The organism is Williamsia sp. SKLECPSW1, assembly GCF_054332755.1.
In genome coordinates this window covers 2,050,880-2,075,213 of sequence record NZ_JBTGLI010000001.1, presented here as the reverse complement: position 1 = coordinate 2,075,213, position 24,334 = coordinate 2,050,880, and the positions used below count along the sequence as shown (strand labels likewise).

19 protein-coding genes and 1 pseudogene are annotated in these 24,334 nt (G+C 67.9%); 11 read left to right on the top strand and 9 right to left on the bottom strand.

Going from position 1 to position 24,334, the window contains the following annotated elements; all coding sequences use genetic code 11:
• Positions 1-102: 102 nt before the first annotated feature.
• From ACXVUM_RS09645 to ACXVUM_RS09635, 3 genes are read right to left on the bottom strand one after another with little or no spacing between them, the layout of a single operon-like run.
• The gene (locus tag ACXVUM_RS09645) at positions 103-744 is read right to left on the bottom strand and encodes a hypothetical protein (RefSeq protein WP_458521591.1); all 642 of its coding nucleotides are present in this window, start codon (positions 742-744) and stop codon (positions 103-105) included.
• A gap of 51 nt (positions 745-795) precedes the next feature.
• Entirely contained in the window at positions 796-1,827 is a 1,032-nt protein-coding gene (locus ACXVUM_RS09640) for an aspartate-semialdehyde dehydrogenase (protein WP_458521590.1), read from the bottom strand.
• A gap of 3 nt (positions 1,828-1,830) precedes the next feature.
• Positions 1,831-3,096: an aspartate kinase gene (locus tag ACXVUM_RS09635; protein WP_458521589.1), complete on the bottom strand. Its 1,266-nt coding sequence runs from the start codon at positions 3,094-3,096 to the stop codon at positions 1,831-1,833.
• A 174-nt stretch (positions 3,097-3,270) separates the two neighbouring features.
• On the opposite strand from ACXVUM_RS09635, the gene ACXVUM_RS09630 reads away from it, so the two are divergent.
• The gene (locus ACXVUM_RS09630; protein ID WP_458521588.1) at positions 3,271-4,569 is read left to right on the top strand and encodes a hypothetical protein; all 1,299 of its coding nucleotides are present in this window, start codon (positions 3,271-3,273) and stop codon (positions 4,567-4,569) included.
• A gap of 8 nt (positions 4,570-4,577) precedes the next feature.
• Here ACXVUM_RS09630 and ACXVUM_RS09625 read toward each other — a convergent pair whose 3' ends face one another.
• Complete coding sequence (locus ACXVUM_RS09625) at positions 4,578-4,826, bottom strand: hypothetical protein (protein ID WP_458521587.1); 249 nt, start codon at positions 4,824-4,826, stop codon at positions 4,578-4,580.
• A gap of 82 nt (positions 4,827-4,908) precedes the next feature.
• Here ACXVUM_RS09625 and ACXVUM_RS09620 point away from each other — a divergent pair, with 82 nt between their 5' ends.
• Positions 4,909-5,874, top strand: a complete 966-nt coding sequence (locus tag ACXVUM_RS09620; protein WP_458521586.1) for a GlxA family transcriptional regulator — start codon at positions 4,909-4,911, stop codon at positions 5,872-5,874.
• 376 nt (positions 5,875-6,250) lie between these two features.
• Here the strand turns inward: ACXVUM_RS09620 and ACXVUM_RS09615 are convergent, their stop codons facing one another.
• The gene (locus ACXVUM_RS09615; protein ID WP_458521585.1) at positions 6,251-6,973 is read right to left on the bottom strand and encodes a TetR/AcrR family transcriptional regulator; all 723 of its coding nucleotides are present in this window, start codon (positions 6,971-6,973) and stop codon (positions 6,251-6,253) included.
• Between the two features lie 141 nt (positions 6,974-7,114).
• On the opposite strand from ACXVUM_RS09615, the gene ACXVUM_RS09610 reads away from it, so the two are divergent.
• The 4 genes from ACXVUM_RS09610 (at position 7,115) to leuA (ending at position 12,902) form a co-directional block, all read left to right on the top strand.
• Positions 7,115-8,629 (top strand): MFS transporter, encoded by a 1,515-nt coding sequence (locus tag ACXVUM_RS09610; protein ID WP_458521584.1) that lies wholly within the window; start codon positions 7,115-7,117, stop codon positions 8,627-8,629.
• A 51-nt stretch (positions 8,630-8,680) separates the two neighbouring features.
• Positions 8,681-9,241 carry a nitroreductase family protein gene (locus tag ACXVUM_RS09605; RefSeq protein ID WP_458521583.1) on the top strand — a complete coding sequence of 187 codons (561 nt, stop codon included), beginning with the start codon at positions 8,681-8,683 and terminating at the stop codon, positions 9,239-9,241.
• A gap of 7 nt (positions 9,242-9,248) precedes the next feature.
• Positions 9,249-10,916: an FUSC family protein gene (locus ACXVUM_RS09600; protein WP_458521582.1), complete on the top strand. Its 1,668-nt coding sequence runs from the start codon at positions 9,249-9,251 to the stop codon at positions 10,914-10,916.
• 141 nt (positions 10,917-11,057) lie between these two features.
• Positions 11,058-12,902, top strand: coding sequence for a 2-isopropylmalate synthase (leuA, locus tag ACXVUM_RS09595; protein ID WP_458521581.1), 1,845 nt, complete (start codon positions 11,058-11,060; stop codon positions 12,900-12,902).
• Between the two features lie 9 nt (positions 12,903-12,911).
• Here leuA and ACXVUM_RS09590 read toward each other — a convergent pair whose 3' ends face one another.
• Complete coding sequence (locus ACXVUM_RS09590) at positions 12,912-14,567, bottom strand: AMP-binding protein (RefSeq protein WP_458521580.1); 1,656 nt, start codon at positions 14,565-14,567, stop codon at positions 12,912-12,914.
• 210 nt (positions 14,568-14,777) lie between these two features.
• Here ACXVUM_RS09590 and ACXVUM_RS09585 point away from each other — a divergent pair, with 210 nt between their 5' ends.
• Positions 14,778-16,274, top strand: coding sequence for a flavin-containing monooxygenase (locus ACXVUM_RS09585; protein WP_458521579.1), 1,497 nt, complete (start codon positions 14,778-14,780; stop codon positions 16,272-16,274).
• Positions 16,275-16,311: 37 nt separating this feature from the next.
• On the opposite strand, the gene ACXVUM_RS09580 is transcribed toward ACXVUM_RS09585, so the two are convergent.
• Positions 16,312-16,608, bottom strand: a complete 297-nt coding sequence (locus ACXVUM_RS09580; RefSeq protein WP_458521578.1) for a putative quinol monooxygenase — start codon at positions 16,606-16,608, stop codon at positions 16,312-16,314.
• A gap of 128 nt (positions 16,609-16,736) precedes the next feature.
• Positions 16,737-17,636 (bottom strand): LysR substrate-binding domain-containing protein, encoded by a 900-nt coding sequence (locus tag ACXVUM_RS09575; RefSeq protein ID WP_458521577.1) that lies wholly within the window; start codon positions 17,634-17,636, stop codon positions 16,737-16,739.
• Positions 17,637-17,709: 73 nt separating this feature from the next.
• Here ACXVUM_RS09575 and ACXVUM_RS09570 point away from each other — a divergent pair, with 73 nt between their 5' ends.
• The 4 genes and pseudogenes from ACXVUM_RS09570 to ACXVUM_RS09555 all read left to right on the top strand — a co-directional run bounded on the left by ACXVUM_RS09570 (position 17,710) and on the right by ACXVUM_RS09555 (position 22,230).
• The gene (locus tag ACXVUM_RS09570; protein ID WP_458521576.1) at positions 17,710-18,735 is read left to right on the top strand and encodes an EamA family transporter; all 1,026 of its coding nucleotides are present in this window, start codon (positions 17,710-17,712) and stop codon (positions 18,733-18,735) included.
• A pseudogene (locus tag ACXVUM_RS09565) lies at positions 18,636-19,898 on the top strand (MurT ligase domain-containing protein); the annotation flags it as partial. The gene ACXVUM_RS09570 and the pseudogene ACXVUM_RS09565, both read left to right, overlap by 100 nt.
• Positions 19,891-20,613, top strand: a complete 723-nt coding sequence (locus ACXVUM_RS09560) for a type 1 glutamine amidotransferase (RefSeq protein WP_458521575.1) — start codon at positions 19,891-19,893, stop codon at positions 20,611-20,613. The pseudogene ACXVUM_RS09565 and the gene ACXVUM_RS09560, both read left to right, overlap by 8 nt.
• Before the next feature lie 408 nt (positions 20,614-21,021).
• Entirely contained in the window at positions 21,022-22,230 is a 1,209-nt protein-coding gene (locus ACXVUM_RS09555) for a nuclease-related domain-containing protein (protein ID WP_458521574.1), read from the top strand.
• Positions 22,231-22,724: 494 nt separating this feature from the next.
• On the opposite strand, the gene ACXVUM_RS09550 is transcribed toward ACXVUM_RS09555, so the two are convergent.
• Positions 22,725-24,215: an AlbA family DNA-binding domain-containing protein gene (locus ACXVUM_RS09550; protein ID WP_458521573.1), complete on the bottom strand. Its 1,491-nt coding sequence runs from the start codon at positions 24,213-24,215 to the stop codon at positions 22,725-22,727.
• Positions 24,216-24,334: the final 119 nt, after the last annotated feature.

Below are 24,334 nucleotides of genomic sequence, written 5' to 3'. Positions count from 1 at the left end.
CTGCAGTCCTTTCGTCCATCGGTTCCACGCATGTCGCGCGGGTCGCCGATCCCGTCCAACGCTGCCTCACGCGTGGCGCATTCCCCGCCGGTGAGGGTGACCTCAGTACGAGGGCGTCCGGCCGGGACGAAGACGCATCGGCGGGGGCAGCCAGATGTTGACGTCGCGGCGGAAGGTGAACAGGGCGGACAGGATCAACAGACCGAACTGGATCCACGCGATGACCGACACCACCGTCGGGACCTGCGAGTAGGCGAAGAGCAGGTCGACACCGACAGGGATCGCGAGCAGGGTCACCACCACCACGGTCACGTAGAAGTTGCGACAGTTCCGACTGTGGTGCCGCGCGATCGCCGCGATCAGCGGGTACTGGATCGCGAGCGCGACGAGGATGCCGACCAGCAGGATCGGCGGGATCGTGGTGGACATCGAGCCGATGTCCGACGCGGGTGCCGCGTTGTCCGGATCGCGGACCACCCCGTCGGCCAGTCGGGCACGCAGTGCGTCACCGATGGTGCCGAGCGAGGCGAACCCGTAGACGACGGAGAACAGGGCCGCGATCGCCGACATGTACCAGGTGATCATCGCGTACCGCAGCGAAGCGGGAGGCGGACCGGGATCCTCGTCCCGGAGATGCTTGTCCGCCGAGGTGCGCCCGGCCGCGATCTCCGCCATGTCCATGGCGTCGAGCTCGGCCATGCTCGGCACCCGGTCGGGGTCGTCTCCTCCGGAGGGTGTTGTCACCACCCCAGTGTGGCAGCCCGCAGGGCGGACACGACGTCATGCCGTCGACGTTCAGCGCGCGACGAGCAGCTCCGCGATCTGGATCGTGTTCAGCGCGGCACCCTTGCGGAGGTTGTCGCCGGCGACGAACAGCGCGAGGCCCCGACCGTCCGGGACGCCCGGATCGACGCGGAACCGCCCGACCAGCGACTCGTCGACGCCCGCGGCGTCGCGGGGGGTGGGCACGTCGACGACGCGCACACCGGCCGCGGCGGCGAGGATCTCCTGCGCCCGGGCCGGCGACAGCGGCCGATCGAACTCGGCGTTGATCGACAACGAGTGCCCGGTGAACACCGGCACGCGGACGCACGTCCCGCTGACCAGCAGTTCGGGCAGGTCGAGGATCTTGCGCGACTCGTTGCGCAGCTTCTGGTCCTCGTCGGTCTCGAACGACCCGTCGTCGACGATCGCCCCGGCCATCGGCAGGACGTTGTACGCGATCGGCGCAACGTACTTCACCGGGTCGGGGCCGGTGACCGCCGAACCGTCGTGGACGAGGCCCTCGACACCGTCGATACCCGCACGCAGCTGACCCGCGAGCTCCTCGACGCCGGCGAGGCCGCTGCCGGAGACGGCCTGGTAGGTCGACACGATCAGCCGACGCAGACCGGCCTCGTCGTGCAGCGGCTTGAGGACCGGCATCGCGGCCATCGTGGTGCAGTTCGGGTTGGCGATGATCCCCTTCGGCGGGGTGTGCGCCAGGTGACCGTTGACCTCGGAGACGATCAACGGGACGTCGGGGTCCTTGCGCCAGGCCGAGGAGTTGTCGACGACGGTGACGCCGGCGGCGGCGAACCGTGGCGCCTGCTCACGCGACATGGTGGCGCCGGCGGAGAACAGCGCGACGTCGAGCCCGGACGGGTCGGCCGTCGATGCGTCCTCGACGGTGATCTCGCCGTCACGCCAGGGCAGCTTCTTCCCGGCCGATCGTGACGACGCGAAGAACCGCACCTCGTCGGCGGGGAAGTCCCGCTCGGCGAGGAGCGTGCGCATGACGGCACCGACCTGACCGGTCGCGCCGACGACACCGACTCGGATCCCCATGTCTCAGCGCCCCGTTCCGGCGTGGACGACCGCGGGCTCGTCGCCGCCGAGGTCGAAGGCGGCGTGGATCGCGCGGACGGCGTCGTCGAGTTCACTGTCCCGGCACAGCACCGAGATGCGGATCTCCGAGGTGGAGATGAGTTCGATGTTGACCCCGGCGGTGCTCAACGCCTCACAGAACGTCGCGGTGACGCCGGGGTGACTCTTCATGCCGGCGCCGACGAGCGAGACCTTGCCGATGTGGTCGTCGTAGAGCAGCTCGGAGAACCCGATCTCGTCCTTGAGCTTCATCAGCTTGTTCGTCGCGACCGGACCGAGCTCGCGCGGGAGCGTGAAGGTGATGTCGGTCTTGCCGGTGTCCACCTTGGACACGTTCTGCAGGACCATGTCGATGTTGATGTCGGCGTCGGCGACCGCGCGGAACACCTTGGCCGCGTACCCCGGCCGGTCGTCGAGACCGACGACGGTGATCTTGGCCTCGCTGCGATCGTGCGCGACACCGGTCAGGATTGCGTCTTCCACGGGGATGTCCTCCATCGATCCGGACACGATGGTGCCGGGCTTGGTCGTGTACGACGAGCGAACGTGCACGGGAACGTTGTAGCGGCGGGCGTATTCCACGCAGCGGAGCATGAGCACCTTCGCGCCGCACGCGGCCATCTCGAGCATCTCCTCGAACGAGACTGTCTCGAGGTGGCGGGCGTCGGAGACGATCCGCGGGTCGGCGGTGTAGATGCCGTCGACGTCGGTGTAGATCTCGCAGACGTCGGCCTTCAACGCCGCGGCGAGCGCGACGGCCGTCGTGTCCGAGCCCCCGCGTCCGAGCGTGGTGACGTCCTTGGTGTCCTGCGAGACGCCCTGGAAGCCGGCGACGAGGACGATCTTCCCCTCGTCGAGCGCGTTGCGCAGGCGACCCGGGACGACCTCGATGATCTTCGCCGAGCCGTGGCTGCTGGTGGTGATGACGCCGGCCTGCGACCCGGTGAACGACTGCGCGTGTGCACCGAGCGAGCTGATCGCCATCGCGACCAGCGCGTTAGAGATGCGCTCACCGGCGGTGAGGAGCATGTCCATCTCGCGGCCGGGCGGCGACGGACACACCTGCTCGGCGAGGTCCAGCAGCTCGTCGGTGGTGTCACCCATCGCCGAACAGACCACGACGACGTCGTGTCCGGCCTTCTTCGTCTCGACGATGCGTTCGGCGACACGCCGGATCCGCTCGGCTGACGAGACGGACGACCCGCCGTACTTCTGCACCACGAGTGCCACGCCGGCGTACCTCCACGCGATCGCTTGTTCCGGACACCGGACGCACGCGCCGGAGCGGCGCCTCGTCTCGGCGATGACGCGCCACACATTACCGACCGACCCGATCGGTGCAGATCGGGCGCCGCACGCCGACGAGATGCGGACCCCCACGCGCGTGCGCCTACGATCTCTGCCGTGGCGACCACAACCACCGCGACCGCCGACGACGCGAACCCCGCGATCGCACGGTCGACCGGCCCCGCCGCATGGCTCTCCGACCGGGACTGGGTGCTGCCGGTGGTGCTGTTCCTGGCCGTGCGCGCGATCGGTGTGGCGACGCTGGCGCGCTTCACCGACCTCCGTGGCGGCTCGCTCGCCTCGACCCTGTCGGCGTGGGACGGCAAGTGGATGCTCGCGATCGCCGAGTACGGCTACGACGGGGTCCCGTACACGCAGGCCGACGCCCACGGCTACCGCGACGCGAACACCCCGTACGCCTTCTTCCCCGGGTACCCGTACCTGGTGGGGCTCGTCGCCGACATCCCCGGCGTCTCCGCGCTCGGCGCGGCGATCGCGGTCAACATCGTGGTCGGGGCGATCGCGGCCGTCGGTGTGGCCCGGCTCGGCACGCTCTGTGCGCGCATGATGTCCGAACGTCCCCGCGGTGGTCGCGGCTGGTTCACCGACAACCTGCGCACCCGCACCCGGGTGTCGATGCTGTGGAACGAGAACCCCTCGCCCACCGGCGATCCCGATCCGACCCGTGTCGGACTCATCCTCGTCGTCCTGTTCGCCGCCGCACCGATGGGGATCGTGCTGTCGATGGCGTACACCGAGGCACTGTTCTGCGCGCTCGCCGTCTGGGCGCTGCTCGGTGTGCTGGAACATCGCTGGATCCTGGCCGGGCTCATGACGTTCGCCGCGGGGCTCACCCGCCCGACAGCCGTCGTGCTGATCGGCGTGGTGATGCTGGCCGCTGTGCTGGCCCGCCGCGACGGGCCGTCGACGTGGATCGCGTTCGTGCTCGCGCCGCTCGGGTACATCGGCTACCTCGCGGTCGTCTGGCACCAGACCGGCAGTCCCACCGGCTGGTTCACCATCCAGACGCAGGGGTGGGGCACCGAGATCGACTGGGGCCGCAGCACCTGGGATTTCGTCAACTACTCGCTCGTGAACTCCTCGGAGGTCGCGCTCGTCGCGACGGCGTGGATCACCGTCGCGACGGTCGCGTTGGTCGTCGTCGCCGCCTGGGAACGGCTGCCCTGGCCCGTGCTGGTCTACGGGACCCTCGTCGTGGTCTCCATCGGCGCGTCGAGCGGGCTGATGATGAGCCGCCCGCGATTGTTGCTGCCGGCGTTCGTGCTGCTCATCCCGGCGGCGATCGCGCTGGCCCGCAGCCGGCCGTTCACACAGGTGTGGGTGCTCGTCGCGGTGGTCGCGCTGAGCTCCTGGTTCGGCGCGCACATGCTGACGGTGTACCCGCACGCCATCTGAGTCGACGATCACCGCATCCCGATCCACCCCGGTCCGGGGAATCCGTGCCGGGTGTCGGTGACCGGCTGCTCGTGGGCGGCCATCGCCCGGATCTCCGCGCGGACGCGGTCGGCATCGGGGCTCAGATCGCTCACGCCGCCGGAGGTGCTGTCGAAGCCGAAGGGCACCCGCGGACGGCTCGCCGTGTGGATCTGGTTGCGGTACACCGCGACCGCGGCGACGAGGAGGACGGGGATCAGGATCACTGCAATGGTCATGGCAGCAATCCTGCGTTCACCTATTTCGCGCCACCAGTGGCAGTCATGACACCGTCGGTAAATCTTCTGCCATGATGGCGGGGTGCTGAAGACCGTCGCCGTCATCGTCCAGGAACCCGTCGCGCTCTTCGAGTACGGCGTGATCCACGAGGTGTTCGGACTCGACCGCACCGACGACGGCGTCCCCGCGTTCGAGCTGCTCATCTGCTCGCCGACTCCGGGTGTGCCGCTGAGCAGCGGGAACGGGGCATCGGTGATCGCGCCGCATCCGCTGTCCGCCGCACTCGAGGCCGACCTCGTCGCGATCCCCGGCGGCCGGACCGACATCGAACCGCCGGTCGAGGTCCTCGACACCCTGCGCGAGGCGGCCCGTCGCGGGTCGCGCCTGCTGTCGGTGTGTTCCGGAGCGTTCACCCTCGCCGCGACCGGCCTGCTGGACGGCAAGCGGTGCACCACGCACTGGCGGTACGGCGACGTGCTCGCCGAGCGGTTCCCCGCGGTCGAGGTCGACACCGACGTGCTGTTCGTCGACGAGTTCCCGGTCATCACCAGCGCCGGCACCGCAGCGGGGATCGACGCATGCCTGTACGTGGTGCGTGAGGAGCACGGGCCGGCCGTCGCGAACGCGATCGCCCGTCGCATGGTGGTGCCCCCGCACCGCGACGGCGGTCAGCGGCAGTTCGTCGCCGCGCCGGTGCCGAGGTGCTCCGACGACGGGTTCGGCGCGATCCTCGCCTGGATGGTCGAGAACCTCGACGCCGACATCGCCGTCGACGACCTGGCCCGTCGGGCCCACATGTCGTCGCGGACCTTCGCCCGCCGGTTCGTCGACGAGGTGGGGACCACGCCCCACAAATGGCTCACCGAGCAGCGTGTCGCCCACGCCCGCACGCTGCTGGAGTCGACCGAGATCGGCATCGAACAGGTCGCCGCCCAGGTCGGTTTCGGCTCGGCCACCCTCCTGCGCCACCACTTCACGTCGTCCGTCGGCCTGTCCCCCACCGCCTACCGCCGCCGCTTCGGCTGCGGTGTCGCCGACGCGAGCTGAAACCGAGTCTTGCCCGGGGTTTTCTGGTTTCGCCACCGTGGGCCGGTTTCGCCCGCGAGATCGTGCGGGCGAAACGGGGTTGCGTGGGCGAACCCCCCAAAACCAGCTGGGGACAGGGAGTGGGTGGCCAGTTCGCATGCCGGCCTGCCGTTCGCACGCTTCCGCGACGTTCGCATCCCACCGGAACCATGCGAACGACGTGAGGACGTGCGAACGCACCAGGGGCATGCGAACGCGCGCCCCACCTCCCCTGTCCTGGCTGGTTGTGGGTTTTCGCCCGTGGTGTGCCGACTTCGCCACCGGGGCCCGGGTTCGCCACCGCGATCGCCCGGGCGAATCGACACCGCGGTGGCGAAACAGGGAAACCGCGGGCGAATCAGGCCCTCGCAGCGGCCTCGAAGCCGATGCAGAGCATCTCGACCCCCCGGTCGAGGCGGCGACGCATGTCGGTGAGGCCGACGTCGCGGCCGGCTCCGACGAGTTCGGCGATGCGGGGAGGTGGTTCGTGCGACGGGGCTCCGTCGAGCACCTCGTCGAGGCCGCCGCGAGCGGGATCCTGTCCGGGCCCGCTGGTGCGCAGGAGGTCGGCGCTGACGGCGGTGAGCGCGACGCCCTGGATGTAGCTCCAGAGGGTGAGGGTCATCTCAGCGGCGGCGACGCGGTCGACGCCGAGCTGCGCGAAGCCGGCCATCATCCAGTCGAGACAGTTGAGGCTCGCCGCACCCATGCTGTGCCGGGGCGACGAGTACGCGAGCACCACCCAGGGGTGGCGGGTGTAGAGGTTCCAGTCGATGTCGGTCGCGACCTGGACGCACTCCCGCCAGCTGCGGCCGCCCACCGCCGCGCGATCGTCCGACGGATCGTCGGAGGCGTGCTCGCCGTACGGGTACGGGAAGCGGGCGCCGATCTCCTCGGTCATGGCCATGAGCAGTGCGTCCTTGTCCGCGACATGCCGATACAACGACATCGCGCCGACGCCGAGACGGTCGGCGATCTTGCGCATCGACAGCGCGGAGAACCCCTCGGCGTCGGCGACGTCGATCGCCGCGGAGACGATCGCCTCCCGGGTCAGTCGCCCTCCGGCATCGCTGTCGGTCACGGTCCTCCTGTCCAGGTCGCGCGTCGCGGGAGACGCGGTTTGCGTACACCGTACCCAGTCGGTATCTTCGCCTGAGCAACGTTCCGCGTACGCCGTACGCGTCGAGCTGCTCCACCGATCAGACGAAGGGGGTCGACCACGATGAGCACTGTCCACCACACCACGGACGACGCCGTCCGTCGCGACGCGATCCCCGCACCCACTGCCCGCACCTGGCTCGGTCTCGCGATCATGTGCATGCCGGTGCTCCTGGTGGCGATGGACTTCTCCGTCCTGTACCTCGCCATCCCGACGATCACCGACCAGCTCGCGCCGACCGCGGCGCAGCAGCTGTGGATCGTCGACATCTACGGCTTCCTCATCGCCGGCCTGCTCATCACGATGGGCAACCTGGGGGACCGCTTCGGTCGTCGTCGCGTCCTGCTCAGCGGCGCCACGCTCTTCGGTGCGGCCTCCGCGGTCGCGGCGTTCGCACCGAGCGCCGCGGTGCTCATCGCGGCGCGCGCGGTGATGGGCATCGGCGGTGCGACACTCCTGCCGTCGAGCCTGTCGCTGATCTCCAGCATGTTCCCCGACGCGCGTCGCCGGTCGATGGCCATCGGGATCTGGACCGCGTGCTTCGCCGGCGGTTCGGCAGTCGGCCCGGTCATCGGCGGCGTCATGCTGCACCACTTCTGGTGGGGCTCGATCTTCCTGCTCAACGTCCCGGTGCTGCTCGGCCTGCTCGTGCTCGCGCCGCGCCTCGTCCCCGAATTCCGTTCGAGGACAACCGAACCGTTCGACATTGTCGGCGTCGTGCTGTCGATGGCGGGGATCCTGCCGATCGTCTACGCCGTCAAGCACATCGCCGCCGACGGGTTCGACGGCACGGGCGTGGTGGTCGGTGCCGTCGGTGTGGCCGCCCTCGTCGCGTTCCTGCGTCACCAGCGCACCGCCCGGTATCCGCTGCTGCAGATCGCGCTGTTCCGGTTGCCGCGCTTCTCGTCGGCGGTCGCCTCGGCGCTCATCTGCATGATGACCCTCGGCGCCCTGTCCTACCTGACCGGCATCTACCTCCAGTCGGTGCTGGGTCGCGACGTGCTCGCAGCGGCGCTCGCGGGCCTGCCGATGGCGGTGGCCGTCGCCGTGTTCTCGCTCGGCGCCTCCCGCGTCGACGCACTCCTGGGCACCCGGGCGGCGCTGGTGATCGCCCTGCTCGCGGCCGCCGTCGGCAACGCGGGCCTGCTGCTCGTCGGCACCGACAGCCCGCTGTGGATCTACCTGGTCTGCACCACGATCGCGGGTGTCGGCTACGGCATCGTGTTCAGCCTGGTGTCCGAGGTCGCCGTCGGATCCGCGCCGCCCGAACGCGCCGGCGCCGCGTCGGGCATCTCCGAGACGAGTTTCGAGCTCGGGAGCGCGTTGGGGCTCGCCCTGCTCGGCTCGCTGGCCACCGCGGTGTTCCGCGCGGACGGCGAGGGCCGCGGCTTCTCGGACACCCTCGGCCAGACGCTGGACCGTGCCCGCGCCGTCGGTGACGGCACGCTGCTCGCCGATGCGCAGTCGGCGTTCGTTGACGGACTTCACATTGCCGTGGGCGCGTCGGCGGTGCTACTCGTGGTCCTGGCCGCGGTGATCGCGGTGGTGCTGCGTCGACGCGACCCGCGCGTCCGCTGAGCACCTGGTCGCCGGGCACCGCCCGACGGCGCCGTGACGACGGGAGGGCACATGCACGAACTGTTCGAGAAGCGCCGCAGCGCACGGGGACTCGACGCGGCGACGACGATCGGGAGCGACGACCTGCGGCAGATCCTGGAGGCCGGACGCTGGGCGCCCACGTGGGGCGCGACGCAACCGGTCCGGTTCGTCGTCGGCGTCCGCGGCGACGAGACCTTCGACGGGCTCGCCGAGACGCTCACCCGCGGGAACGCGTGGGCTCGAGCGGCAGCGGCGCTGATCCTGGTGACCACCCGCAACGACGTCGAGGACGAGAACGCGACGACGTACGGCGCCGTCGACCTCGGGTTGGCCGTGGGCCAGATGATCCTGCAGGCCGTCGCGTCCGGGCATGTCGCGCACCCGATGGCGGGCTTCGACGTCCCGACGGTCATCGAGCAGTTCTCGGTGCCGGCCGCGGAGCGACCGCTGGTGCTGCTCGCGATCGGCGCCATGGCGGACCCGTCCACGGTGGAGCCGGCGATCGCGGAGAAGGACGCGCGGGAACGCACCCGACTGCCCCTGGACGACATCGCCTTCGCCGGACAGTGGGGGCTGCCGTTCCGCGGCTGACCACCCTGTGACCACACCTGCCGCACCCGACCACCACGACGCCCCGCCCGGGCGTCCGTCGATCCTGCGCACCCTCGTCTCCGTCGACGGCATCGGGACGCGATGGCCCGCGGGGACCCGCGCAGCCGCCGCATTCCTGCTGCCGGCGTCGGCGCTGCTCGCCGCCGGTCTCGGTCGATCGGCGCTGCTCGCCGCCCTCGGCGGGTTCGCTGTGCTCTACGGCGAGAACCGTCCGTTCCGGATCCGCTGGCGGGTGATCCTCACCGCGGGGCTGGCGCTGGTCGCCTCGGCGGCCGTGATGGGTGTGCTGTCGGAGGTGGCGGGCGCAGCACCGTCGACGGCCGCCTCCCTCGGTCTGGTCGTCGCCGCCGTCGCGATCGCGGCGATCGGCGTCTACGTCGGCAACGCGCTGCGGATCGGACCGCCGGGGCCCTTCTTCGTCGTCCTGACCGGGGGTGTCGCCCTCAGCGTCGTCCGCCACGGCGTCCACCCGGGAGTCGTGGTCGGGTGCACGGCTGCCGGCGTGCTCGGGGCGCTGGTCGCCGGGATGGCCCCCGCGCTCGTCCGACGGCGTACGCCGGAGATCGCCGCGGTCGCCTCCGCCACCGCGGCCGTCGAGGCGTATCTCGATGCCGGCGCGTCCCGATCGTCACATCTGCGTCAGGGCGCGGCGGGTGCGCTCCTGCACGCGTGGAGTGTCCTGCACGACGCGGCGCAGGTCGACGGGCCGCTCGCCCGTCGACTGTGGGAGGCGCACCACCGGGTCCACACCGGTGACCATCCCGACGAACCGGATCCGACGTCGATGGCCCCGCTGCCCCGACCGTCGGTGCGACAGCGCCTGCGGGCGGCGGCACACCTCGACAGCCCCGCCGCGGTGGCGACCCTGCGCGTGACGGTGGCGGCGACGCTCGCCGGTGTGCTGTCGGTGGTGAGCGGTCTCGACCGGCCCGACTGGGCGATCGTCGCGGTCGTCCTGGTGCTGCAACTCGGCCCCGACCGCGTGCGGGGCGGTCTGCGCGGCATGCACCGACTGATCGGGACCGTCGCCGGGGTGGGCCTCTTCGCACTGATCCACCACCTCGACCTGTCGATCCCGGCTCTCGTGGCGCTGCTCACGCTCCTCACCTTCGTCATCGAACTGACGGTGGTCAGCAACTACGGCCTCGCCGTCCTCGCCATCACCCCGCTCGCGCTGTCGATGTCGGCGTCGGGGCCGGCCATCGCGGAACCGGCGCTGGACCGCATCTGCGAGACGGTCATCGGTGTGGTCGTCGGCGTCGCCGCCCTGTGGATCGTCGCGCCCCGTGCCCATCGTCGGACCACGCGGTTCACCCGCGCCGCGACGATCACCGCGACGCGACGACTCCTCGCCGACGTCGTCCACACCGCACCCGGATCGGAGCCGGCGATGACCCGACGCCGCGACGTGCAGTGGGCCCTGATGGAGGCCGAACTCGCCGCCGGGGCGGCCGCCGTCGACGAGCCCGACTTCGCCCGCCACGACTGGCCGCGGCACATCCGACTGCGCGCCACCGCGCACGAGATGCTCAGCCTCTGTTGGCGACACGGCAGGACGCCCCTCGGTGACACCGCACAGACCCGCGCGCTGGACGTCGACCTGCAGTCGATGGCCGACGACGCGATGTTGTCCCCGTCCGTTGCGCGGGGGTAGGGTCTCCGATCGTGCGGCGCTTTCTTCTCCTCGGCTGCCGCGGCGGGGTCTGATCGGACCGGCTCCTCGCCGCGGGATCCCTGCGTGTGCCGGTCTCCTCTTCCACGAAGACCACCTCACACGAACTCGGAGATCCCACTCATGCCCGCAGCAGACACTTTCACGTCGGCCGCCAGTCGCATCGTCGAACCCGCCGGCCCCATCCCCGACGGACAGCCCGCCTGGAACACGCAGCGCGGATCGGCCATGCCGTCCCACCGTTACCGGCCGTTCGCCGACGAGGTCGAGGCCATCACGCTGTCCGACCGCACCTGGCCGGACACGGTCATCGACCGGGCGCCCGCGTGGTGTGCCGTCGACCTGCGCGACGGCAACCAGGCCCTGATCGACCCGATGAGCCCGGCGCGTAAGCGCCGCATGTTCGACCTGCTGGTCCGCATGGGCTACAAGGAGATCGAGGTCGGTTTCCCCTCGGCCAGCCAGACCGACTTCGACTTCGTCCGCGAGATCATCACCGAGAACGCGATCCCCGACGACGTCACCATCCAGGTGCTCACCCAGTGCCGCAGCGAGCTGATCGAGCGGACGTTCGAGGCGTGCCGCGGGGCCCGCAACGTCATCGTCCACTTCTACAACTCGACGTCGGTGCTGCAGCGCCGCGTGGTGTTCCGCGCCGACAAGGCCGCGATCACGACGATCGCCACCGACGCAGCCCATCTGGTGAAGGCGGAGGAGAAGAAGTACCCGGAGACCCATTGGCGCTACCAGTACTCGCCGGAGTCCTACACCGGCACCGAACTGTCGTACGCCAAGGAGGTGTGCGACGCGGTGAGCGAGATCATCGCTCCCACACCGGACGAGCCGATGATCATCAACCTGCCGGCCACCGTCGAGATGGCGACGCCGAACGTCTACGCCGACTCGATCGAGTGGATGCACCGCAACCTGGCGCGGCGTGACTCGATCATTCTCAGCCTGCACCCGCACAACGACCGCGGGACCGCTGTCGCCGCAGCGGAACTCGGCTATCAGGCGGGTGCAGATCGCATCGAGGGCTGCCTGTTCGGCAACGGCGAACGCACGGGCAACGTGTGTCTGGTGACCCTGGGCATGAACCTGTTCAGCCGCGGCGTCGACCCGCAGATCAGCTTCTCCGACATCGACGAGATCCGTCGCACGGTCGAGTACTGCAACCAGCTGAACGTCCCCGAGCGTCACCCCTACGGCGGCGACCTGGTGTACACCGCGTTCTCCGGCAGCCACCAGGACGCCATCAACAAGGGCCTCGACCAGATGAAGGTCGACGCCGACGACTCGGACTCCGATGTCGACGACCTCATCTGGGCGGTCCCATATCTGCCGATCGACCCGAAGGACGTGGGCCGCAACTACGAGGCCGTGATCCGCGTCAACAGCCAGTCCGGCAAGGGCGGCGTCGCGTACATCATGAAGGCCGACCACGGCCTGTCGCTGCCGCGCCGGCTGCAGATCGAGTTCAGCCGCGAGATCCAGAAGATCACCGACGGCGAGGGCGGCGAGGTCAACCCGAAGGAGATGTGGGACGTCTTCGCCGAGGAGTATCTGCACCCCGTCCGACCGCTCGAGCGCATCAGTCAGCGCGTCGACGCCTCGGAGGTCGACGGCGGCGACGACTCGATCCACGCGATCGTGAAGGTCGACGGCGTCGAGAAGGAGATCACCGGCACCGGCAACGGCCCGCTGGCGGCGTTCGTCGACGCCCTGGGCACCGTCGGCTACGACGTCCGGGTTCTCGACTACAGCGAGCACGCCATGACTGCCGGGTTCGACGCGCAGGCAGCCAGTTACGTGGAGACCGAGATCGACGGCGAGACGGTGTGGGGTGTCGGCATCGCCACCTCCATCACGACGGCGACCCTGCGTGCCGTCGTCTCGGCGATCAACCGCGCGAACAAGCCGAGTGCACCCGAGAGCGGCGAGCAGGCCCCGCGGACCTGGGCGCCCTGAGACGGTCGGTCACCCGGCCGGTGACGGCCGGGTGGTCCCGACCTCCTTGCTCGCCCGTTCCCGCAGCTCCACCTTACGCACCTTGCCGGTGACCGTCATCGGGAACTCGTCGAGGATCTGGACGTACCGCGGGATCTTGTAGCGGGCCAACCCGTCTCGGCAGAACTCCCGCAGCGACTCCGCGGTGATGTCGTCGGCGCCAGGCCGCAGTCGCAGGCACGCGACGAGTTCCTCGCCGTATCTGTCGTCGGGGATCCCGACGACCTGTGCGTCGAGGATGTCGGGGTGCCCGTAGAGGAACTCCTCGATCTCGCGGGGGTAGATGTTCTCGCCGCCGCGGATGACCATGTCCTTGATGCGGCCGGTGACCGCGACGTAGCCGTCGGCGTCCATCACGCCGATGTCGCCGGTGTGCATCCACCCGTCGGGATCGATTGCCTGCGCGGTCATCTCGGGGTTGTCCCAGTAACCCAGCATCACCGAGTACCCGCGGGTGCACAGTTCACCGGGTTCACCGCGCGGCACACGCTCGCCGGTCGCGGGGTCGACGATCGCGACCTCGAGGTGCGGTCCGACCCGACCCACCGTCGACACCCGCTTCTCGACGGGGTCGTCGACCCGCGTCTGCAGGGAGACCGGTGACGTCTCGGTCATGCCGTAGGCGATCGACACCTCCGTCATGCCCATCCGGTCGATCACCTGCTTCATGATCTCCATGGGACACGGCGAGCCGGCCATGATCCCGGTCCGCAACGACGAGAGGTCGACCTCGGAGAAGGCGGGGTGGCCGAGTTCGGCGATGAACATCGTCGGGACGCCGTACAGCGAGGTGCACCGTTCGGCCTCGACGGCGGCGAGGGTGGCAGCGGGGTCGAACGACGGCCCGGGTATCACCATCGTCGAGCCGTGGGTGAGGCACGCGAGGTTGCCCATCACCATGCCGAAGCAGTGGTAGAAGGGGACCGGGATGCACACGCGGTCGACCTCGGTGTATCCACACAGCTCGCCGACGAAGTGGCCGTTGTTGAGGATGTTGCGATGGCTGAGGGTCGCTCCCTTGGGCGATCCCGTTGTGCCGGAGGTGTACTGGATGTTGATCGGGTCGTCGGGGGAGGTCGCGTCGCGGGCCTCGGTGATGGCGTCGGCGTCGATGTCGCGTCCGGCCGCGACGAACTCCGACCAGCCGTCGGTGCCGATCAGCACGACGCGCTGCACGCTGGGGACCTCCGGTGTCACCGCGGCGAGCATCGCCGCGTAGTCCGAGCCACCCGATGTGGGCGTCGCGACGACCATCCGCACCGTCGACTGCTGCAGGACGTACTTCAGCTCGTGCAGGCGATACGCCGGGTTGACCGTCACCAGGATCGCGCCGACCGTCGCCGTCGCGAACTGCACCAGTACCCACTCCGCACAGTTGGGCGCCCAGATCGCGACGCGGTCACCCTTCTGCACGCCCTCGGCGAGCAGAGCGGCCGCGACCTCGTCGACGGCGGTGCGCAGCTCCGACCAGGTCCACCGTCGTCCGGTCATCACCTCGACCAGGGCATCCCGGTCCGCGTGTGCGTCGGAGGTACGGTCCAGCACCGCGCCGATGGTGTTCTCGATCAGCGGCGGCTCGGTGGGTCCGACGTCGTGACTCGTCGCCGGGTGGTCACTGCTCTGCATCGCCGGACACCTCTCGTCGCACATCGGCGCCGGTTAAGCACCGATAACCGAGAGAGTAGGTGCTGGACGGGCCACCCCGGGCCGGTCTGTCGAGATCGATCCACCGAGGGACCCGACGGAGGCACGCACCCTTGACGGGTCCCGTCGCATGTCGCACACTCTCCGATACCTGTTACGGCGAGTTATAGACAGAAGGCGGGGGTGTCGACGATGACGCCAGAGTTCGACGCGGTGATCGTCGGCGCGGGGTTCGGCGGGATGGGAGCGGCCATCGCGCTCGGCGACCTCGGCTACCGCAACCTGACCATCCTCGAACGCGAGGACGACCTCGGCGGCACGTGGCACGTCAACCACTACCCGGGCCTGGCCGTCGACATCGCCTCGGTGACCTACTCGTACTCGTTCGCGCCTAATCCGAACTGGACGCGATTGTTCGCTCCCGGCGCCGAGTTGAAGCGCTACGCCGAGCACATCGCCGACTCCTACGATCTGCGCCGGTGCATGCGGTTCGGGGTCCTGGTCGATCGAGCCGAATGGGACGCCGACGGCGAGTACTGGCGCGTGACGACGGCGTCCGGCGAAGAGGTGACCGGACGGTTCCTGGTGACGGCCACCGGGTTCCTCTCCCAGCCGCACACACCCGACTTCCCCGGTATCGACACCTTCAGCGGCACCGTCCTGCACACCACTCGCTGGGACGACGACCACGACGTCGCCGGTGAGCGCGTCGCGGTCATCGGGACCGGCGCCACCGCGGTCCAGCTGATCCCCGAGATCGCCCGACGTGCCCGGTCTCTCACGGTGTTCCAACGGACACCGATCTGGGTGGTCCCGAAGGTCGACTTCCCGATCCCGCCCCTGGTGCGTCGGCTCTTCGCCCGAGTCCCCACCACGCAGAGGGCCGCCCGGAAGGTCAACGACGCGCTCCTCGAGGCGCTCATGATCGTCGGTGTGCTGCACTTCCGGCAGGCGAAGCCGATGAACAAGTCGGCCGCACTGCTGGCCCGAGCGCACCTGCGACTCTCGGTGCGCGATCGGTCGACGCGTCGGGCGCTGACCCCCGACTACGACTTCGGCTGCAAGCGACCGACGTTCTCGAACAGGTACTTCCGCGCGTTCAACCGAGCGAACACCCACCTCGAGACGTCGCCGATCGCGCGGTTCGATCCCGACGGCATCGTCACCGCCGACGGGCGCCACACCCCGATCGACACCCTCGTGCTGGCCACCGGGTTCAACCTCTGGGACGTCAACTTCCCGGCGCTGCGGATCGTCGGGCGGGAGGGTCGCGACCTCGGGCAGTTCTGGCGCGACAACCGATTCCAGGCGTACGAGGGCATCACCGTGCCGCGCTTCCCGAACCTGTTGAGCCTGAACAGCCCCTACTCCTACAGCGGGTTGTCGTACTTCACGACGATCGAGTCGCAGATGGGCCACATCCGTCGGCTGCTCGGTGAACTGCAGCGGCGCGACGCGGTCTCGTTCGAGGTGACCGACGCGGCCAACGACGCCTTCCTCGCCGACGTGACCGAGCGCCTCGGTGACTCCGTCTTCTACCGCGGTCAGTGCTCCACCGCCCGCAGCTACTACTTCAACCAGCACGGCGAGGCCGCACTGCTCCGTCCGACGTCGACAACCGCGTCGTTCCGGGCCGCGTCGACGTTCCCGCTGAGCGACTACGAGTTCGTCTCCGTCGACGCACGATGACCCCGCGGACACACCGACGGGGTCATCGGCCGATTGATCAGACTTTGTCGGCGAGCACGTCGAGATACGTGATCTCGGGCGCCACGGCGAAGAGTTCGTCAGCGCGTTCTCCGAGCGCGGTGCCGACCGGTCCGTTCAGATGTGTGTCCCGGGCCTCGTCGTCGGGGAAGGCGTCGACGATGCCGAACGTGGACGGCCCGAACTGGACCGCCAGCCAGGGCCTCGTGCCGGGCTCTTGTTCGACGAGGGGCAATGCCGATCGCAGGAACTCCGCGACGGCCTCCTCCTGACCCGGTTTGGCTTCCAGACGGACCATGAGCGCTTTGTTCACCATGACAAGTCTCCTACTCAAATTTGGCATACACCTTCGAAATCGGCATACACCGCAAGAGTCCCACATCCTCCGATCGAAGGACACCGCTGAACCGACCAAGGATACGTTCGACTCTTTGTCGTCGACGCTCACATTCCCTGGGACACGTGGACACACAGGTCCCGCAGTGCAGTCGCCACCGCGACGTTGACCGGCTTGTCGAGCGCACCTGGACGACAGAGGACCTCGTAGATCCGTGCGGCCCGTACGCCAGAGATCTCCAACTGGTGAATCCTGTTGTTGCGCACTGCATGCCGCGGTATCAGCGCGACGCCGTGTCCGTCGGCGACCATCGCCTCGATGACGGCGAAGTCGTTGATGCGGTGGACGACGCGCGGTTGGACGCCGGTGATCGTCGCCAGCGACAACAGCACGTCGTCGACGGGGAACCCGCCGCGCACACTGATCCAGTCCTCATCGGCGAGATCGTCGAGCGTCACCGAGTCCTGCGCCGAGAGGCGATGGCCCGGCGGCACGACGAGGTCCACCGGCTCACGCATCACGACCGACGACCGGATGCGCGGCGACCGCACGGACGGCGCCCGTTCGTCGCGGTGGGTGAGGACGAGGTCGTGGTCGGCAAGCGTGTCCGGTGCCGACGCGTACGGCACGTCGACGTCGGTGGCCACCACCTCGACGCCCGACGCCCCCATCCGCGTGAGCAGTCCGGGCAGCAGCAACGCGGCGGCCGACGGGAACATCGCGAGCCGGACGGTCCCGAGGGTGGTGCGGGCGCGGGCGGCCATCTCCTCGGCGGCACGATCCACCGCGGCGAGGACATCGTCGGCACGGAGTACCAACGCGCGTCCGGCGTCGGTGAGCCGAAGCCCACGTCCGTCCTGCTCCAGCAGATCGATCCCCGCCTCGCGGGCGAGCACCTTCAACTGCTGCGAGACCGCCGACGGCGTGAGCCGCATCGCATCCGCGACGGCCCCGACGCTGCCGCGGTCGGCGAACTCCCTGAGCAGCCGCAGGCGGTGTACGTCCATGTAGGAAAACTACATTGTCTGTCTACATCTATTCGATTGTGCTGAACGACTGCCCGCCTCGACGATGAGCACCATGAGCACACGGGATCGCATGATCGGGCTGACCGTCGTCGTGCTGTGGGGGTTGAACTTCCTCGCCATCCACGCCGGCCTCGACCACTTCCCTCCCTTCTTCTTCGCCGCGCTGCGCTTCGCCGTGATGGCGGTCCCCGTCATCCTGTTCGTCCGACGACCGCAGGTGCCGGTGCGCTGGCTGCTGCTGTACGGCACCGGTTTCGGCATCGTGCAGTTCGCGTTCCTCTTCCTCGCGATGGCGACGGGCATGCCGACCGGGCTGGCGTCGCTCGTGCTGCAGTCGTCGGCACCGTTCACCGTCGTCCTGGGTGTGCTCCTCCTCGGTGAGCGGATGACGCTGCGCCAGGTCGCCGGCATCGCCGTCGCCATCGGCGGGATGGCGCTGATCGCCGTCGACCGCATCGGACACGGTGCCGGAGCCGGCCTGCTCCCCATGCTGCTGACCCTCGTCGCGGGCCTCGGCTGGGCGTTCGGCAACCTCGGCAGCCGGCTGGCGAAAGCGCCGAACCCCCTGCACCTCACGCTGTGGATGTGCGTCATCCCGCCCGTCCCGATGTACCTCCTCAGCCTGGGCATCGAGGGTCCCGGCGCGGGATTCCACGCTCTGGCGACGGTCGGCGACCACAGTGGCCTGATCGCCCTCGCCGGGCTCGCCTACGTGGTGGTGCTCGGCACCGCCGCCGGCTCGGGGCTGTGGACGTTCCTCATGGGTCGGTACCCCGCGAGCACGGTCGCGCCGATGTCGCTGATGGTCCCCGTGGTGGGGATCACGGCGTCGTGGATCGTCCTCCGTGAGACCCCGTCGGCGCTGCAGCTCATCGGGGCCGCGATCGTGATCGTCGGGTGTGTGGCGGGCCTCATGGGACCGCGGGCGAAGGCCCGCGTTGTGACAGACTCGTCGCCATGTCCGACGCCCACGCTCGATCCCGGGCACGTCTCCCCCTCCGCACCCGCACAGCCCTCGCCGCCGCTGCCGGAGCACGGTGGACCTCGCAGAGAACCGGTCGCGGCAAGGGGTCGATGATCGGTGGGCTGATCGCCGCGAAGATCGATCCGTCGATCATGCGGCGACTGGCCGCGGGCAAGCGGACCGCCGTCGTCACCGGGACGAACGGCAAGTCGACGACGACGAAGATGACCGCCGCCGCGCTCGCGACCCTGGGCGAGACCATCAGCCAGGCCGACGGCGCCAACATGGACGCCGGGATCATCGCGACACTCACGCTGGGCCGCGCCGCACCCTACGCGGCGATCGAGGTCGACGAACTGCACGTGCCCCATGTCAGCGACGCACTGGAGCCGGAAGTGTTGGTGCTGCTGAACCTCTCGCGGGACCAGCTCGACCGCGTCGGCGAGATCACCATCATCGAGAAGCGGCTCCGGGAGGGCATCGCCCGTCATCCCGACATGGTCGTCGTCGCCAACTGCGACGACGTCCTCGTCGCGTCGGCTGCCTACGACGCGCAAAACGTCGTGTGGGTGGCCGCCGGGGGCGGATGGGCGGGCGACTCGGTGAGCTGCCCGCGCTCCGGCGAGCCGATCCTGCGCGACGGCGTCGACTGGTGGTCCACCGGGACCGACTTCCGTCGGCCCACACCGACGTGGTGGTTCGACGACGAGTCCATTCATGGACCCGACGGGTTCACCGCACCGATGTCGTTGGTGCTGCCCGGGAAGGCCAACCGCGGCAACGCGACCCAGGCCGTCGCCGCCGCCGTCGCGATGGGTGCCGACGCCCGCGCCGCCGTCGAGGCTGTCGGGACAGTCGGTGAGGTCGCGGGCCGCTACGGGATCCGACAGGTCGGCGAACACTCCGTCCGGATGTTGTTGGCCAAGAATCCCGCCGGGTGGCAGGAGGCGCTCTCGATGATCGACCCCGAGGCCGCCGGACTGGTCATCGCCGTCAACGGTCAGGTGCCGGATGGCGAGGACCTGTCGTGGCTGTGGGACGTGCGGTTCGAACACTTCGAGAACAGCGCCGTCGTCGCATCCGGTGAGCGCGCAGCAGATCTCGGTGTCCGGTTGCTGTACGCCGGGGCCGAGCACACCACCGTCGACGACCCGATCGCCGCGATCGCGTCGTGTCCACCGGGTCGGGTCGACGTCCTCGCGAACTACACGGCGTTCCGCGACCTCGGCGTCGCGATCGACCGGATCGAACGCACCGCGGGGGCTCGCCGTGGCTGATCAGACCTCCACCCTACGCGTCGGCCTCGTCCTCGGGGACGTGATGGGCACCTACGGCGACGGCGGCAACGCGCTGGTGTTGCGCCAGCGGGCTCTGATGCGCGGCATCGACGCCGAGATCATCCACATCACCCTCGACGACCCCGTCCCCGAGTCGCTCGACGTGTACACCCTCGGCGGCGCCGAGGACTACGCGCAGCGCCTCGCGACCCGACACCTGTTGCGCTACCCCGGACTCCAGCGCGCGGCCGAACGTGGGGCACCGGTACTCGCGATCTGCGCGGCGATCCAGGTGCTGGGCCACTGGTACGAGACGTCGGCGGGCGAGCGCGTCGAGGGCATCTCGATGCTGGATCTGACCACCTCTCCTCAGGAGAAGCGCAGTATCGGCGAACTCGTCGCCGAACCTCTCGTCGACGGGCTCACCGAGACCCTCACCGGATTCGAGAACCATCGTGGCGGAACGGTTCTCGGGCCGGACTCGGTTCCGCTGTCCCGGGTGAAGGCCGGTGACGGCAACCGCACGGGCGATCGCTTCGACGGCGCGGTGACGGGGTCGGTGATCGGGACCTACCTCCACGGCCCGGCCCTCGCCCGCAACCCGCAGCTCGCCGATCACCTGCTGTCACAGGCGATCGGATCGCCGCTGCCGCCGCTAGATCTCCCCGAGATCGACCGCCTCCGTCGCGAACGGATCGCGGCCGGTCGTCGCTGAGGTGGCAGGTCCCAGGACGGAGAAGGAAAGTGACTGGCGCGTGTGGACCCTAGGCCGGTCGACGGCGCCAGCAAGTCGGGCTGCTCGTAGGTTGCGGCCTCACAACGCATTTGCGGGTGCACGAGCACTGCGACGTCTTCCACGAGCGCTGAGGACGACGTAGTGACCTTCTCCCCCCATCCACACTTGCCTTATAGAGCATTTGTTCAGAGTTGCCGCGCCTTCCGGCCGAGTGACTTGATTCCCCAGATTGCAAAGCTCTCTGCCTCACTGGGCGAACCGCCCTACCCCCGGAGCGTTATCCACCGCTTGCCCCCTTGGGGTTTAGCCGCGGCCGCGCGTGAGTCTCTGCTTCACGGGAATGAGCATCGCTCGAAATCGGCAGACGACGAATCTGTTCTAGATCTGATGGCGAAGTTTCAAATCGCTATAGACATCGACCGAAGTTCGCTGGGCACTGTCGGCTTTTTGACTCGAACGTTGACCACGGTTGCGTACGAACAATTTCCGTACCAAGAGTCCGCTTTTGAGGAGCTGTCACGATCGAACGCCTGGCTTGTCGATGGTCTTCGAACGGTACGGACTTCGGTCATCACTGAAGCCTCCCTTGCGGAAATTCTAGGTGGCGTCTCGTTGCGAGAGACGATGGGAGCGACCTTTCTCTTGCAGACTAGTGCGCTGATGAACGGCGGCATCTTCAACCCTGATTGGTTAAATCAAGAGATTTTCCACGATGTGCTGAAGATATACCCACGAGGAAATATTGAGACTATTGCCAAGCGACTAACCACGACACCCACCAAATTTCGAGATGCTTTTCGCAGGCAAGCGCTGGGGAGCTCGATGGCTGCGCGATATGACTACAATCCTCTCGCAGCAACGCCATTTGTGGATATGGGAGATGGCATCCCCGTCGCGCCCGCGACCCGACTAATCTTGCGGACTGTCAGCCCGGGGGGTCTGTATTACGCCGGCGTGAAAGAGTACGGCAGCGATTTTGCCAATGATCTTGGGCTTCTGTTCGAGGACTACATTGGGCGCCAGCTTCGCTCGATTGACGGCGCAGCGGTCGAGCCAGAGATCACTTTCGCAAAGGGTGGCGGCAGCAAAAGTATTGACTTTTTCGTTATCTTCCCAAAGTTGGTAGTACTTGTTGAGGTAAAGTCCTACCGTCTTGGCGCGAGCGCGCGTGCTGGCCAAGCAGACTTATTTTCTGCGTTGCGCTCGTCACTGGATCGGCCGCGAAAGCAGCTCGCTCGAACGATGCAGAAGATATCTGAACGCCACCAGGCTTTTGCCCATATCCCGAGCGATAGACAGACGTTGGCGTTGATCGTGACGGCGGAGCCTTTTTATACGGCATCGGCCCATCTACTCGAGTATGGGAATACCCGCATCCCCGGAGGGTCCCTTCCAGATGTGCCGCTCGCAGTCGCAAGTGCGAGGGACATCGAGGCACTGGTGACTCACGGACTTAGCGTTGAGGATCTCTTACTTAAAGAGATTCAGACCAAACGGGACGGGGGTGCCGTTGACATTGGGGCAATCGGAAAGAACCCGTTGGCAGACAACGCCATACTTCTGGAGTCATGGAATTCCTATCCTTGGCCAGATTGAGGTATCAAACTCTCGGTACAGCTGACGGAAAGTCCGCCGTTCCTACTTGCATAAATCCTGCCGCAGGCAGCTGGTGGGTCGAAAGACAGAACTTCTCGCCAGCCGCCGAATAAACTTATCCGTGGATTCACTTGGTCCCAATGTCACGGGTGTCGACCGGCGACGGGAACGGTGCTGGCGACCGCATCGACGGCGCCGTCACCGAATCGGTGACGGAGTCGTAACTTGACGGGCCGGCGCTGGACCGCAACCCGCAGTTCGCCGACCACCCTCTGTCGTGGGCGACCGGGTCTCCCCTGCTGCCGCCGGACCTCCCCGAGATCGACCGCCTTCGTCGCGAGCGTTTTGCTGCAAGCCATCGCTGAGTGGCGGTCGTCCAACCGCTCTCAGGTACTCGTAGAATTGGCGGCGCGTCATACAACTTGGACCTCCCCGGACGGCCAGCTTGGTCTAGCTCTCGGCCCGTCCGTGGAGCCGAAAAAACGGAGTCAACTTCACTGTTGGGGCGGGTGAACATCCATGAGAGCGACGACACGCTGAGGAAGCTTGGACCAGTAGCCGCCGGTCGTCATCGCCTCCTGGTGCGCGCTCTTCATTGTCTGGTCGATTGCAGCGGACAGGTCGGTGTCCGAAATTTCTGAGAACAATTGTTCGCGGACTTCGTGGTCAGTGACAATTTTCTCGAGTACCGGGTTGACGCGGCTCTGATCGAAAGCTGCCGACGCGGGATATCCTTCGGCCATCCCCCGGCCTTCCTTCAGAGAGTCGGCGGCGACGATGACGCAGTACAAGATGTCGAACTGGCACAGCGTATTTAGCATGGCGTCTCGGCGACCGATGAGGTCTTCGGGTTCAGCTGGGATGAATGGTAGGTCGGGGCGCATCGCTGGGTGCTGAACCATGAGCTGGCGGGCCGCGGAGATCATCAGTCCAGGTTTGTTGGCGGGGTACAAAAAGTCGCGCGAAGCAGCGACTTGACCTTCGCGGATCCAGGATGGGTAGACCTCTTCAATGGGTAGTTGCAGTACCAGTTTGCGGAGGTCGCTCCATTTCTCGAGTCGGACCAGGCAGCTGCCCAGGACGTACACCCGGTCGACAATAGCGAGCTTTATGCGGCTGTCATTGAGCGTGAGTTGGAGGTACACCCTGTGTAGCTGGTCGACGACCCAGCCGTAGACTTCGTCGTTCTGGTAGAGCGCTGCGTGCGTGCCGATGATCGTGAGCTGATCGAGCGCGGTAGTGTCGTCATCGCCGAATTGCAGTGCGCGCTGTCCAGCCGCAAGTATGAAGGTCCGGATCGCACCGTAGGTCGTGGAGTGCTCGAAATGGGACACCAGCGTAGCCGCGAAGCCGGTTTCATCGAGCCCCGGATCGATGGGCAGGAGCGATGGGGTCACTGCTTGTTGGCCGCCCGCGAGTCGGTTTATCAACGCATCCAAGTCGCGGCGTGTTCTTTCCTGGATCGCTCCCTCATGCCGGGCCAGCAGGGCTGGCCAATGGCTGTATTCGAGCGAAACGTTCTGTGCGCCTTCGCGTACGGGAACGTCCCCCTTTCGGAACTTGTATTGCTTGCGCTTCTTGGCGTCTTCATACTCACCGTCGGTGATCATGGGCAGGGGTGGACCGGAAGTCGGCGGCACAAAGATCACGATTACCTCGTTCCTGCCGACGGAGTGCGGTTGGCTGACGAGCGCGGGGACAGGCCGGGTGTACCTACGGAAGATGTCGTTAAGTTTTGCTGGATCGAACCGAGGCCGATCGAGTGATCCTGACGGCGCGCACGGGTCGCCGACGTCGTCGACGCCGACAAGGATGTAGCCGCCACCCGTGTTACCCATCGCGACTGCATCTTTGACCAGGTTTAACCTGGTCTCGTGATCGGTCAGATCCAACGCTTCTTTGTATTCGAGAGACTGCTGTTCTGCCTGTTGAAGCAATTCTCGCAGCTTCTCGGCGTCGGTCCGGCCGTCGACGACAATACTCACTCGTTGCCCCCCTACCCGTCGCCAATTTGCGTCTCCATGGAAGCTTAAAGCCGGGATGGCCAGGCAACTCGCCGACACTGCCGTCTACCGTCACGCCTCCGGCCCCTGCATTGAGAAAG